General features: G+C 37.3%; 12 protein-coding genes. 3 read left to right on the forward strand and 9 right to left on the reverse strand.

Annotation, left to right across the window (positions count from 1 at the left end; all coding sequences use genetic code 11):
• Window positions 1-16: 16 nt before the first annotated feature.
• The 5 genes from AC6F34_RS12600 to hemE all read right to left on the reverse strand — a co-directional run bounded on the left by AC6F34_RS12600 (window position 17) and on the right by hemE (window position 6,366).
• A complete protein-coding gene (locus AC6F34_RS12600; RefSeq protein ID WP_500772635.1) occupies window positions 17-2,143 on the reverse strand; it encodes a YhgE/Pip family protein in 2,127 nt (708 codons plus the stop codon).
• Window positions 2,144-2,210: 67 nt separating this feature from the next.
• Complete coding sequence (locus tag AC6F34_RS12605; RefSeq protein WP_500772637.1) at window positions 2,211-2,783, reverse strand: TetR/AcrR family transcriptional regulator; 573 nt, start codon at window positions 2,781-2,783, stop codon at window positions 2,211-2,213.
• A 127-nt stretch (window positions 2,784-2,910) separates the two neighbouring features.
• Entirely contained in the window at window positions 2,911-4,332 is a 1,422-nt protein-coding gene (gene hemY, locus AC6F34_RS12610; RefSeq protein ID WP_500772639.1) for a protoporphyrinogen oxidase, read from the reverse strand.
• A gap of 18 nt (window positions 4,333-4,350) precedes the next feature.
• A complete protein-coding gene (gene hemH, locus AC6F34_RS12615; protein WP_500772641.1) occupies window positions 4,351-5,292 on the reverse strand; it encodes a ferrochelatase in 942 nt (313 codons plus the stop codon).
• A 21-nt stretch (window positions 5,293-5,313) separates the two neighbouring features.
• Entirely contained in the window at window positions 5,314-6,366 is a 1,053-nt protein-coding gene (hemE, locus tag AC6F34_RS12620; protein ID WP_500772643.1) for a uroporphyrinogen decarboxylase, read from the reverse strand.
• 262 nt (window positions 6,367-6,628) lie between these two features.
• Between hemE and AC6F34_RS12625 the strand changes: the two genes are divergently transcribed.
• Complete coding sequence (locus AC6F34_RS12625) at window positions 6,629-7,156, forward strand: antibiotic biosynthesis monooxygenase family protein (RefSeq protein WP_500772645.1); 528 nt, start codon at window positions 6,629-6,631, stop codon at window positions 7,154-7,156.
• Window positions 7,157-7,172: 16 nt separating this feature from the next.
• Here AC6F34_RS12625 and AC6F34_RS12630 read toward each other — a convergent pair whose 3' ends face one another.
• Genes AC6F34_RS12630 through liaF form a run of 3 tightly spaced genes read right to left on the reverse strand, consistent with a single transcriptional unit; the run spans window position 7,173 to window position 9,610 of the window.
• Window positions 7,173-7,811 (reverse strand): response regulator transcription factor, encoded by a 639-nt coding sequence (locus AC6F34_RS12630; RefSeq protein WP_500772647.1) that lies wholly within the window; start codon window positions 7,809-7,811, stop codon window positions 7,173-7,175.
• On the reverse strand, window positions 7,808-8,851 hold the full coding sequence (locus AC6F34_RS12635; RefSeq protein WP_500772649.1) for a sensor histidine kinase: 1,044 nt from the start codon (window positions 8,849-8,851) through the stop codon (window positions 7,808-7,810). Before AC6F34_RS12635 ends, AC6F34_RS12630 begins: the two co-directional genes overlap by 4 nt.
• A gap of 9 nt (window positions 8,852-8,860) precedes the next feature.
• Entirely contained in the window at window positions 8,861-9,610 is a 750-nt protein-coding gene (liaF, locus tag AC6F34_RS12640; protein ID WP_500772651.1) for a cell wall-active antibiotics response protein LiaF, read from the reverse strand.
• Between the two features lie 356 nt (window positions 9,611-9,966).
• Between liaF and AC6F34_RS12645 the strand changes: the two genes are divergently transcribed.
• Window positions 9,967-11,370, forward strand: a complete 1,404-nt coding sequence (locus AC6F34_RS12645) for a hypothetical protein (RefSeq protein WP_500772653.1) — start codon at window positions 9,967-9,969, stop codon at window positions 11,368-11,370.
• 148 nt (window positions 11,371-11,518) lie between these two features.
• A complete protein-coding gene (locus tag AC6F34_RS12650) occupies window positions 11,519-12,721 on the forward strand; it encodes a M20 family metallopeptidase (RefSeq protein ID WP_500772655.1) in 1,203 nt (400 codons plus the stop codon).
• Between the two features lie 22 nt (window positions 12,722-12,743).
• Here the strand turns inward: AC6F34_RS12650 and AC6F34_RS12655 are convergent, their stop codons facing one another.
• The gene (locus AC6F34_RS12655) at window positions 12,744-13,475 is read right to left on the reverse strand and encodes an EcsC family protein (protein ID WP_500772657.1); all 732 of its coding nucleotides are present in this window, start codon (window positions 13,473-13,475) and stop codon (window positions 12,744-12,746) included.
• Between the last annotated feature and the right edge of the window lie 5 nt (window positions 13,476-13,480).

Below are 13,480 nucleotides of genomic sequence, written 5' to 3' on the forward strand. Positions count from 1 at the left end.
TAGCCATTCCCTATCCTTAAGCATATTTCTTTTTGAATTGCATTCTAAAATAGATGAATGTTCCAATCATAAACAGCAATGAAAAACTAGATAAATAGATTGTGTTTTGCCATAAATATGAGTAATCGCCACTTGAAACAACTGATTTAAACCCAGCTACTGAATACGTCATTGGTAGCAATGGATTGAACACTTGAAGTGCGTTTGGAATCAATTCTAACGGGAAGGTTCCAGCGCTTGTTGTTAATTGCAGAATTAAGATAATAATTGCAATGAATCTACCTGTATCACCAAATGCAGTGACGAAGAATTGAATCAATGCCATAAAGCAAATACTTGTGAGAATCGCAAATAATATAAACAGTGGAACATTTTGCACTTCAATCTTTAAAACGGTTAAAAGAATTGTTGTAGCTATGATCGCTTGTATTCCACCTACAGCAAGTAAAACCATGATTTTACTAGAAAACCACTGTAAAGCGCTCTTCGGCTTATCTGCAGGTTCTTTAAGAGGAAATACAATCGATAATAGCAATGCACCTACGAACAATCCTAAAGACAAGAAATAAGGAGCAAATCCAGTCCCATAATTCGGAACATCATGGATTTTTTCATTTTTTACTTCCGCTGGATTTGCCATCATTTCATAGGTCTCTTCATTTGCCTCAAAGCTTTTAGCTTGATCAGCACCTTCTGCTAATCCATCATGAAGCTCGCTTGTACCATCCGCTAAAGCTGCACTTCCTTCAGCAAGAGTACGCGATCCATCTGCTAATTGTTCTGAGCCCGCCTGAAATGCATCGGTTCCACCTTGTAATTGACTAAGGCCATCTTGAAATGCATCTGTTGCCTGATACAATGTCGAGACACCTGTTGAAGCCTCCGCTAATTTTCCACCGAATTGCCCCATACCTGAATGCACCTGTTGTTGGCCTAAATGCAGCTGATCAGATGCATTCTTTAATTGACTCATTCCGTCCTTTGTTTGAAGTAGCGCTTGGTTTGCGATCTTTTGACCATTTACAAGTTCATTCATTTCTGAGGCTAATGAACTTGAGCCATCACTCATCTGTTGTGCACCAGCTGTAATTGTTTGCGAAGTCTTATTTATTTGATCAATTAACTCTACTAATTCTTCCTTCCCTTCACCATCCGGTAACAACTCTATTGATGACGATAGATTTGACGTGAGCGATGTTAATTGAGCAACACTTGTTTGCCATGTTTTTAACGATGAAGATAGTGAAATCGTTGCAGCTTTTGCCGCCTCTGTTCCTTCAACTAATTTCGGAAACTCATTACTAGTCTGTGCGATACCAGAATGAATCAACTCTATATTTGCCGCTACTTCTTCTTGCCCCTTCGCTAATTGCCCAACAGATAATTGAAGCTGATTCTGTGCTTCAATTAATTGATTTAATCCTTGATCCGCTTTCGCTAGACCATCATTTAATTGAACTGATCCAGTCGCTAACGTATCTACTCCGTTTTTTAAAGAAACCGATTTCTTCGCTAATACTGTTAAATGGTGATAAAGTTCTTCAGAACCCCCTTTTAAATCTGTAGCACCAAGCTTTATCTTCTCTGCTCCTTCTGCTGCATCGCCTATTCCATCTGCTACTTCTGTTACTTTAGTGAAAATTGTCTCAGCATACGTTTCTGTGAGCTTTTCTGAAATTGTCCCCTTCATTTGCTCAACAGCAGTTTCCCCTATTTGCGAAGAAAGAAAATTAAAAGATTCATTTGGTACATAAATAAGCGAAAGTTTTTTCGGATTATCATCTAAAATAGTCGTTGCGTTCTCTGAGAAATCCTCGGGTATTTCTACAACGATATAATACTTTTCCTTTTGTAGATCTTTGTATGCTTCCTCTTTATTGACAAATTGATAATTAAAATCACCGCTCTCTTTCATTTTGTCTACAAATTCATCCCCTAGCTGTAAATACTCTCCTTGAAACTCTGCTCCTTTATCGCCATTCACAATTGCGACAGGTAAATCATCTAGCTGATGATATGGATCCCAAAAAGCCCATAAGAATAAGCCGCTATATAGAATTGGGATAAATAGAATAGCAGACAATGCAATGAATAACTTTTTATCTTTGATTATATTTTTTAATTCTTGCATCCCTAGATTCACTTATAAAACCTCCTAAAAATTAATGACTAAATTATTCAAATGGTCAATTTGTTGAAAAAGAAGAGGATTATCTAGTTGACAATCCATTAAATAAATATAGCTTGAATAAATTTGCCACTTCTTCTTTATCAAGTGGTTTATTGTTCTTCTCCCAATCAAATACAAGTGCAACATAGAGCTTTAGAAAGATAAATGCTGTTAATTTAGGATCACAAGGTTTGATTTCATGTTGTTCAATTCCAATTTTTATTATATCTTGAAGAAACACTTGGATCGTCTCCTCCAAACGATTCACAACTTCTAACACCGCTGGAGTTCCCATTTCTTTTGCTTCTTGATAAAGCTTGATCATTAATTGATGAGTAATGCGAAACTCTAATACATTGTATAGGCCAACATGTACTTTTTCAAAGAAGCTTAACGACTCGTCACTTATTACAGACTGAACAGCAACTTCAATTTCAAGAAAAAGCTTCGAAACAATTTCTTCAAACAGCTCTTCTTTATTTGCAAAGAAGGTGTAGATTGTACCTTTTCCAACATTCGCAAGCCTTGATACTTGATCCATTGTCGTTGCCTTATACCCAAAAATCGCAAAAGAATTACTTGCTGCATCAACGATTAACTGTCTTCTATCCATCTTATTCACCCTCTTATTGACCAAATGAATTTAATAGTCATTTATTCAATTACATTATCATGACTTTTCTTTTTTAGCAAGTATAAATCTTATATAAGGATTTTTCTCAAAAAAAAGAGCATTGAAATTAATCAATGCCGACATTTTTTTCGATATCATCCATCACTTGGCGCGCTGCATTTTCACCTTGCTGTATGCAATCGGGAACGCCTAACCCATGGTAAGAGCATCCTGTTAAGATCACTCCAGGGAGTAATCCCTTTATCTCACTTTGAATGTTTTCGATACGCTCCTTATGGCCAATGGTATATTGAGGCATTGCTTGTTTCCATCTCGAAACAATGGAAAAGTCTGGATTCGATGTAATTTTCATCGTTTTTCGTAAATCTTCTAAAACGATGTTTACAATTTGATGATCGGCTAAATCAACAATTGTTTCTTCCCCAGCACGACCGACATAACATCTAAGTAATACCTTACCTTTTGGCGTTGTATGTGGCCATTTCTTATGTGTCCACGTACATGCTGTAATCGTGTAGTCACTGTTTCGTGATACTACAAAACCAGTACCATCAATGTCCTTTTCAATCGCTTCAGCTGGAAAAGCAAGTGCCACAGTTGCTACAGATGTTGCTTGCATCTGTTTTAAAGCTTGACTTGACATGTTGTGGTCAAGAATCATGTGAACTGCATGATGAGGAATTGCCAACACGACTATATCTGCTTCGTATTCCTTCTGATTAAACAGCCTAACTACTTTTTTATTATTTCTTAGAAAAAGCTTCTCTACTTTACATCCTTTTAAAACTGTACCTTTTGGCAATGTATTTTCTAGTGCATCTACTAAAGATTGAAGCCCCGTTTTTAAGGTTAGAAATTGGCCTTTGCTTTCTTTTTGATTCGATTGCTGTTTAGGCGCTGCTTTCTTCATTCCTAAAATTAAACTACGGTGCTTCTGTTCCACCTGATAAAATTGAGGAAATGTTGACATCAAGCTCATTTGATCGATATCTCCTGCATAAATGCCTGAAAGTAGTGGTTCAATTAGATGATCCACGACCTCATTCCCTAACCTTCTCCGAAAGAAAAATCCTAATGATTGATCAGTAATTGCTTCTGACCTTGGCAAGACAAAATCAAATGCGGCTCTTATCTTTCCAGCAGGTGAAAAGAGGTGTGAAGCAATGAATGGTTTGATATTTGTAGGAATACCCATGATTGCTCCACCTGGCATTGGATGAAGCTTTTCTCTTGCAAGTACATAGGACTGTCCTGTTGCATTTCGCACCAATTCCTGCTCCAAGCCAACTTCTTTTGCCAATATAGAAGCACTCTCTTTTCTTGCTAAAAATGAATCTGGCCCTTTTTCAATGATAAATCCATCTCGTTTAACTGTTTGAACTTTTCCCCCAAGCTGATGACTTGCTTCAATTAGCTTTATATCCAATGATTCCCCTTCATTGTTCGCTTGCTTGTGTAAATAATAGGCAGTAGCTAACCCCGTAATCCCACCGCCTACTACAATCACTTTACGCTTGGTCTTCAGCATGGTTCCTCGCCTACTTTATTAGATTTTTTTCAAATTAAGTTTTTGGAAGATGACATTTCCCATTGCTTCAATGAACAACTGATGTGCATTTGGCATTTCAGGGCGATAATAGTTAGCACCAATTTCGTCTGTTACAACTTTACATTCATAATCATTGTCGTATAGGACTTCTAAGTGATCGGACACAAACCCGACTGGTGTGTACATAAATGCTTTATATCCATGCTTTTCATGAAGTTCTTTTGTTAAATCCTGTACGTCTGGCCCTAACCAAGGTTCAGGGGTATTTCCTGCTGATTGCCAACCAACTTCAACATTTTTAACGCCTGCAGCTTCTGCAATGAGTTTTGCTGTTTCTTTCAGTTGATCAGGATAAGGATCACCTAATTGCAAGATTTTTTCTGGTAAGCTATGAGCAGAAACGATTAATACATAATCATCTTTTTCCTCATCTGTCATTGTTTGAATTGTCTCTTTAACTTTAGTAGACCAATATTCAATGAACTTAGGCTCAGTATACCAGCTTTCAACAGAGTGAATTGTTAGACCACCAAGCTTTTCAGCCTCTTCCTGTGCTCTTCCATTGTAAGACTTAATGCTGAATGTAGAAAAATGTGGTGCGAGCACAATGCTAACAGCTTCAGTAATACCATCATCATGCATTTGCTTAACTGCATCTTCAACAAATGGCTCAATATGCTTTAAACCTAAGTACATCGTAAATTCAATTTCATCCTGAACTTGGTTTAAGTGAGACTCCAATGCTTTTGCTTGTTCCATCGTAATTTTTGCCAATGGAGATATTCCGCCAATTGCTTCGTATCTACTTCTTAAATCCTCGAGCATTTCATCCGTTGGCTTTCTACCATGGCGAATATGTGTATAATATCTTTCTAAATCTTCTTCTTTATAAGGGGTACCGTATGCCATGACTAACAGACCCATCTTTTTCTTCGTCATGTATGTTCACCTCTATTTTGCTTATTTAATTTGACTGATTTTTTCAGCAGAGTATTCATGTACCAACGCTGTTAACTTCTTCAACGTTTCAGGGTTCACTTCTGGGAACACTCCATGCCCCAAGTTGAAGATGTATCCATTATGAAGGATGCCTTGATCAATAATCGCTTTTGCACGCTCTTCAATTACATTCCAAGGTGCAAGTAGAATCGCTGGATCAAGATTTCCTTGTACCGCTTTCGTAATGCCTCTTTCACGGGCTTCAGTGATTGGCAATCTCCAATCTAAACCGACTACGTCTAATGGAAGGTCATGCCATTCCATTGCTAAATGACTTGCGCCTACTCCAAACATAATTAATGGCACATTTTCCTCTTTTAATTCAGAGAAAATTCGATTCATCACTGGTTTGATAAAGTAACGGTAATCTGCCACATTTAATGCTCCGACCCACGAATCAAAAATTTGAATAGCTTTTGCCCCTGCTTTTATTTGTGCTTTCACATATGTAATAGTCATTTCAGCAAGCTTATCCATTAAAGCAAACCATGCTTTTGGTTCCGCATACATAAATGCTTTCGTCTTGTTGTAATTTTTTGATGGTCCACCTTCGATCATATAACTTGCTAGTGTGAATGGTGCACCTGCAAATCCAATTAGTGGGACATTTAATTGCTCTTCTGTAAGCAATTTAATCGTTTCTAAAACGTAAGGTACATCTTCCTCAGGGTTGATTTCACCTAATTTTTCGACATCATTCATAGAGCGAATTGGTTGATCAATTACTGGACCAATCCCTGCTTTGATTTCAACTTCTACACCAATTGCAGGTAATGGAGACATAATATCTTTATATAAAATTGCTGCATCATTGTTGTATTGCTCGACTGGAAGTCTAGTAACGTAAGCACAAAGTTCTGGTTGATGTGTAATCTCAAACAGTGAATACTTCTCCTTGATTGCACGATATTCTGGTTGCGATCTACCAGCTTGACGCATATACCATACTGGGGTATATTCAGTCTTTTCACCTCTAGCAGCTCTTAAAAAATGATCATTCGTCATTTTACTCATTTACAATATTTCCACCTTTCAAAGCTTGTCTGCATACTATTGTAATATAAACGTAACGAAAATAGAAACATGAACAACTTGAAGCTTCTATATTAGTTACTTACAATATAGCTTTTAATTAAACCGCTGTACAGTAACAGAGGAAAATGTAAAAAAATTGACGAATTTTTATGAAATTCTCTTCATATAGTATGTTCTTTACTTTTCTTTCTATAATAAAATGGGTATACATATAGTAATTGATATAAATGGAGGGATAGGCATGTATATATACTTAACATCGGGAACGCTAGAATTCCTAAAAACACTTGAGAAGAAGTATGAAGCTGAAAACATATTTTTAATGGAAAATGAAAGCAATGCGACACTAATTCATGAAACAGATGGAAAGTCTGTTTTTCAAGAGCCAAGACCGTATGAAGTAATTGATCAAGTTGGTCAGCTTGAAAAGGAAGGCTTTATTGTCATGAATAATATTCCTGTTACAGATGAAGGGCGTCCTTTATTTGAATATCGATTTAAGAATCGCCAAGGGGATATTGAGAATCAACCCGGCTTCATTGCTATTCGTATATTAAGACCATTAAAATCAAATACATACATCATATTAACGATGTGGAAAAACGAAAATACCTTCAATGATTGGAAAGAATCAACTGCTTTTAAGAAAGCACATGGCAAACCTAAAGTTGAAGATGCTTCAGATAAAAGCGTTCCCCAAATTTTCGCAGGTGAGTCATATGTAACTAAGTATTACTTAGAAGGTGAGGAAGGTGAAAAAGAAGCATAAGATGGACTTTCCCATCTTATGCTTCTTTTTTTACAATTCCATTTCGGTTTGCATACACAGCTGCTTGAGTTCGATCAGAAACTCCTAATTTACTTAAAATATTACTCACATGTGTTTTTACTGTTTTTATGCCAATAAACAATTCTTCTCCGATTTCTTGGTTCGTCATTCCTTCTCCTACGCACTTCAATACGTCCATTTCACGGTCTGTTAAGTCATCATGAGGCTTTTTTTCTTTAGTACGAAATCGATTTAACATTTTGTGAGCGACCTTTGGCTCTATGACCGATTCATTATTTGTTGCCTTTAAGATAGCATTCATAATTTCATCCGCACTTGCTGTTTTAAGGAGATAACTAAACGCACCTGCCTCAATTGCTGGAAAAACCTGCTCATCATCGTAAAAGCTCGTTAAGATGATTATTTTACAGGAGGGATAGTCTTTTAAAATCTCTTTCGTTGCATCAATTCCAGTGCCATCTTCCATAAGTAAATCCATCAATACGACATCTGGTTTTAATTCAAGGACAACTTTCACTCCTTCTTTGCCACTTGAAGCTTCTCCAAGAATTTCAATTTCATCTTCTGTAGCTAAGTATGAAATAATCCCCTTTCGAACCATTTCATGATCATCCACAACTACAACTTTAATCATTCTTTATCGCTCCCCTCTTTATATGGCATTCTTATTTCAATATATGTACCTTCGTTTTGCTTTGAACGTATCTTAAATACGCCACCTACTTCTTCACACCGTTCCCTCATTGTCTTTAATCCATAGGAGGACATTCGTTCAATATGGGGATCAAACCCTTTTCCATTGTCTCCAATGAACAAGAATAGCAGCCTATCCTTCTCTGTGAATTGCAGTGTGATTTTTGTAGCATCTGAGTGTCTAAGTATATTAGATAATGCTTCTTGTAAAATACGGAATAAATGCTCTTCAACCGCTTTCGACAACCCTGACACTTCATCAATACTTGCTTTAAACTCAATGTTTGTACGCTGTTTTAATTCTTGGACTAATTTAATCATACTCTCGCTTAGACCATCATCACTTAATTGAATTGGGCGTAAATGAAGCAGCAATGCTCTCATTTCCCCTTGAGCCTTTAACGCGATAGTAGAAATATCTTGAAGCTGAACCTTCGCTTTTGATGGGTTTTTGTCATACACCTTTAGTGCAGCTGAAGTCATCATGCTTAGTGCAAATAATTGTTGACTTACAACATCATGCAAATCTCTAGCCAATCTCTGCCTTTCTTCCATCACAGCGGCACTTCTAGCTGATTGAGCGAGTGTCGCCTTTTCGTCAGCTAGCCTTTGTATTGAAGCAACATTTTCTTGCATGGAAGCTGCTAATGAATTGAGTTCTTCAATTAGCAGCTTGAATTCCCCATATGAATGATGCTCCATCCTTTCTTGGTATCTTCCACTCTTCAAAGCTTTCAAAAAAACACGGATACTCGTAATCTTTTTATTCAATTGACGCTGGCTTTTAAAAGAGAAATAACCTCCTAGAATGAGTAAGATCATGAATAAAAAGAAAGTTAATGCAAAAGAATCGCTTACAGTTAAAGACGTCTCTCGATTGATCATCATAAATAGTTGCAACCCAATAAAAAACAGTAAAATTGTCATAACAACGAGCATCGCGTAGTCTTGAATTAAACTTGATCTTTTAAAGTATCTCACCTTCCGCACCTACACTTTACTTAAGTGAATTGAGCCAACTTTCACTCTCACATAGATATTTAATTTCCTTACAGCTTCATCATACCCCTCACTCTTGTATACAAGCTCTTTATTCATACTGCTCTTTTTTTTATCAAATAAGTTGATTTCTCCTACTTGAACGGCAGAATAGATATATACAGGGATATGCTCCGGAAGGATCATCGTTACATCTCCAACCCAACCCTTAATCCTTATATCTGTTTGTTTTTCTGGAATAAAGGCCTTGCTAAAGTCTAAATAAAAACTTCCAATGCCTGAATACAAATCGAGTGGTTCTAAAGACCAATCTGCATCGCTATATTCAACATCACCGATTGTAAAGCTTTTTTTCTTAAAACCTTTTTTATCTTTCATGTCCTTATTTGCTTCGTCTTCCCAATCGAAAAAGTCATCGTCATCATCGTCGTCAAATCCATCTCCAGCATAGAGAAAATGAATTTTGTTCTTTTTGAATAACATCGAGAATGCTATATACACAATGGCTAATGGCCACAGCTTCCAAAAATCCATTATTTTAAATTCAATGAATTCATGGAAGTTTAAGATTCTAAGAAAAAAGAAAATCATAAAAAACGAAGACCAAAAAAGATTGCCACTACGTTTAATAAACAAGGTTTTCAAAAAGAACCATGTGCTAACAATAAAAAAGAAGTACGGAATTAATGCAGATAAAAAATTACTCAAGTCTACATCAAGCACCCCTATATTTAATAGCAAAAGAAATACTCCTATTAACAACAAACTAATAGATACAAAAATATTATTGAAGGACTTCATTAACATCACTTCCTCATTCCAAGCTACAACTAGTAATATTATCCTTATCATACATGAAACTGCTTTTTATGAAAACAAGCGAACGGATGGTTCCACCTCCGTCTGTAGGTGGAGAACGATCGTAAAGATTGCTCATCACGAACGTCTCAACTCGAGAATCTTAGCTTAATGAGAAACGACGGATAACTCCTTATTTATTTTTCTTACGTAAACACACCTTCTTTTCTCCTACATATTCTGTAGTAATCACTGAAACGGGCTTTTGCCTATTCAGTTTCTGAAAGGAGAAGAAGATCGTGGGGATTGAACTAACTGCCCTCCATTGGCTGTATGTTATTTTTATTTTTCTCATAATAGGCTTTATGGTGAAAAGGCGTGATACAACAATTGTTTGTATCGCGGGGATATTCTTAATTGCCATTACTGCTACACATTCTTTAAGTGCTTCTGTATCAAGCATTTTCTCAAGCTTTATCTTTGCTATAACGGAACTTCTGCCAACGATTCTTGTTATATCTATTATTGTGGCAATGAGTCGGACATTAACTATTACAGGAATTAATGATGTGATGATCTCTCCGTTCGCAAAATTGATTAAAACGCCTGCTCTTGCCTATTGGACGATCGGAATTGTGATGATGGCTATTTCCTGGTTTTTCTGGCCATCTCCTGCGGTCGCGTTAATTGGTGCAGTCTTGCTTCCTGTAGCAATTCGGGTTGGATTGCCGGCACTCGGCGTCGCAATGGCAATGAATTTATTTGGGCATGGAATTGCTTTATCAGGAGATTTTGTCATTCAAGCTGCACCTAAACTGACAGCTGATGCTGCTGGTCTTCCCGTTGATGAAGTTGTTGCTGCAAGTATCCCGTTAGTGATTGTAATGGGGGCTGTTACGACATTAACAGCATTTTATTTAATCAAACGTGATATGAAGAATGGAAAGCTTACTGCAACAACAGGGGTAACTGTTTCAAAAGGACCTGTAGCAGATCCTGAAGTTCAAAATGACCTATTAACGCTCAATCAAAAAAAATTATTTGCTGTTCTCATTCCATTATTATTCGCTGCTAATGTCGCGGCAATGTTTATTCTTAACCTACAAGGCGGAGATGCCACAGCCCTTGTTGGTGGCACATCGATCTTTATTCTATTATTCATTTCGTTAATGAGTCATAAAGGCAAAGGACTTGAAAAAACAACAAGTTATTTAATTGATGGTTTTCAATTTGGTTTTAAGGTATTTGGGCCAGTCATTCCAATCGCTGCTTTCTTTTACTTAGGAGACTCAGGCTTTGATACGATTATCGGTAATTATTTGCCAAGTGTATCTCATGGTATTGTTAATGATCTCGGTGTCGCTTTAGCCTCTGTTGTTCCATTGTCAGCTTCGGTAGGTGCAATCACCTTAACGGTCGTTGGAGCGATTACTGGTTTAGATGGATCCGGCTTTTCTGGAATTTCTTTAGCTGGCTCTATAGCAAACCTCTTTGCAACTGCTATAGGATCTGGGGCGGCAACATTAACGGCATTAGGGCAAATTGCAGCGATTTGGGTCGGTGGAGGTACACTCATTCCTTGGGCCTTAATACCAGCAGCAGCAATCTGTAATGTCGATCCATTCGAGCTAGCACGACGTAACTTAGTACCTGTTGTAATCGGTCTAACCGTTACAACGATTGTGGCAATGTTTTTAATCTAACTCTTATTATTCCTAAGGTCGATCATAAGCTCACCGTTTATGATCGGCTTTTTAAATATGACATTCGCTTTAGGTAAATAACTAATATCTTACTTATTATTTAAAATGTTATAATTTATAGAAACAACAACAGAGGTGGGTGTTTATTATGCTTGAGACAGTTTATGCAAAATTAGAGGATTACTATGATGAAATGGTAACAATTAGAAGGCATTTACATCAATACCCTGAAGTTTCTTTTCAAGAAAAGCAAACTGCTTACTATATTCAATCATATTATGATCAACTAGGAATTCCCGTTAGAACGCAAATTGGTGGAAATGGCGTAGTAGCAACACTCAATGGAAATAAGCCAGGAAAAACGATTGCCTTACGAGCTGATTTTGATGCTTTGCCAATTCAAGACCAAAAAGATGTACCGTATAAGTCAAAGGTACCTGGTGTCATGCATGCTTGTGGGCATGATGGGCATACTGCTACACTTCTAGTTCTCGCGAAAGTATTGCATGAACTAAGAGATGAACTGGAAGGCACTTATGTTTTCATCCATCAGCATGCAGAGGAATACGCTCCTGGTGGTGCGATTTCCATGATTGAAGATGGCTGTTTAGATAATGTTGACGTCATTTTTGGTACACATTTATGGGCAACTACCCCAACAGGTGTCATTCAAACTCGGGTTGGCCCGTTAATGGCAGCAGCTGATCGTTTCGAAATAACCCTTCAAGGACAAGGTGGACATGGTGCACAGCCACACCGGACAAAGGACGCCATTGTTGTTGGTTCTCAGCTTGTATTAAACCTACAACAAATCGTGAGCAGACGCGTCAATCCGATAGATTCCGCTGTTCTTACTGTCGGGTCATTCATAGCAGATAACGCATTTAATGTCATTGCCGATAAGGTAACTCTTGCTGGAACCGTTCGAACCTTTAATGAAGATGTGCGTGATTTTATTGAAGCCGAAATTGAAAAAGTGATTAAGGGAACGTGCATAGCCGCAGATCATACATATGATTATCATTACCATCGTGGCTATCCAGCTGTTGTGAACCATGTACAAGAAACAGAGTATTTAGTCAACTGTGCAAAAGAACTTGCTGTTGTAGAAGAAACAGACCCACAAATGACTGGAGAAGATTTTTCTTACTATTTACATCATGTAAAAGGAAACTTCTTTTTTACTGGTGCAATGCCAAAAACAGAGGACGTATATCCACACCATCACCCGAAATTTGATATTGATGAAAAAGCAATGCTTATTGCTGCAAAAACACTAGCATCTGCAGCATTAAACTATCATCAATATGCAAACAAAGTCGCTATCGAAGAATTAACAAATTCGAAGTAAAAAATAGACTGAACCCCCCTTTTTATTGGGAGGTTTCAGTCTCATTCTTTTTAAAATATCTCATTCTGTAGGCGTTTTTTGCAGTTTCACCAAGATGATCTAGTAGATTATAGTTGGCATATGCTCCAACAGCTGCTCCAATTCCCGGGAGCAATTGAAACATTTTGACTAAATCAATATGATCACGATATTCTTGCTGAAATTCTCGCCAGTTCATATCCTCAATCTCACCTTTTACTTCTTCCCAATTCTCAACAGTACGCATTGCTTCTTTTCTTTTATCATCGCTCGAAAACGCCAGATGAAAGACATGCAATAGAAAAAGCCTTTCGCTATAGTCCTTCGTATCATAGCCATAATTAGCAGCTGCATCAAAGAGAAACTTCATCTTAATTGTGAGCAATAGTGGAAAGTCAGCTAATCCGAGGAAAATCCCTCCTGCACCTGTTCCAGCTCCTTCGATTACAGCTGTTTTCCGATGCGTATTCAGGATTTCTTGCAAATTTTCATCTCTGCCTTTTAACGTGTTTGTTGAATTCTCCACCTTCTTTGCAATGTAGCCTGTTCCAGAAAGAGTCGCTTTCACCATATTTTTTATGCTTTCAGTAATGATCGTATGTGCTTTTTCAGGAATGTAGCTGTTCATTTTCGTTTGCGCACGCTTAGATAAGCGATTGAACAAAGTTGAACGTTTCATTGTTTTCCTTCGCCACTCTTCTACTTCTTCAATTGCCTGTAACTCATATTTATCCATGCACC

Source organism: Niallia sp. CD-39, assembly GCF_059874745.1.

Excerpts from the sequence above, each read along its gene's own strand:
- hemY (WP_500772639.1), bottom strand. The coding sequence starts at position 4,332 with ATGCTGAAGACCAAGCGTAAAGTGATTGTAGTAGGCGGTGGGATTACG.
- AC6F34_RS12655 (WP_500772657.1), bottom strand. The coding sequence starts at position 13,475 with ATGGATAAATATGAGTTACAGGCAATTGAAGAAGTAGAAGAGTGGCGA.
- hemH (WP_500772641.1), bottom strand. The coding sequence starts at position 5,292 with ATGACGAAGAAAAAGATGGGTCTGTTAGTCATGGCATACGGTACCCCT.
- AC6F34_RS12605 (WP_500772637.1), bottom strand. The coding sequence starts at position 2,783 with ATGGATAGAAGACAGTTAATCGTTGATGCAGCAAGTAATTCTTTTGCG.
- AC6F34_RS12625 (WP_500772645.1), top strand. The coding sequence starts at position 6,629 with ATGTATATATACTTAACATCGGGAACGCTAGAATTCCTAAAAACACTT.
- hemE (WP_500772643.1), bottom strand. The coding sequence starts at position 6,366 with ATGAGTAAAATGACGAATGATCATTTTTTAAGAGCTGCTAGAGGTGAA.
- AC6F34_RS12650 (WP_500772655.1), top strand. The coding sequence starts at position 11,519 with ATGCTTGAGACAGTTTATGCAAAATTAGAGGATTACTATGATGAAATG.
- AC6F34_RS12630 (WP_500772647.1), bottom strand. The coding sequence starts at position 7,811 with ATGATTAAAGTTGTAGTTGTGGATGATCATGAAATGGTTCGAAAGGGG.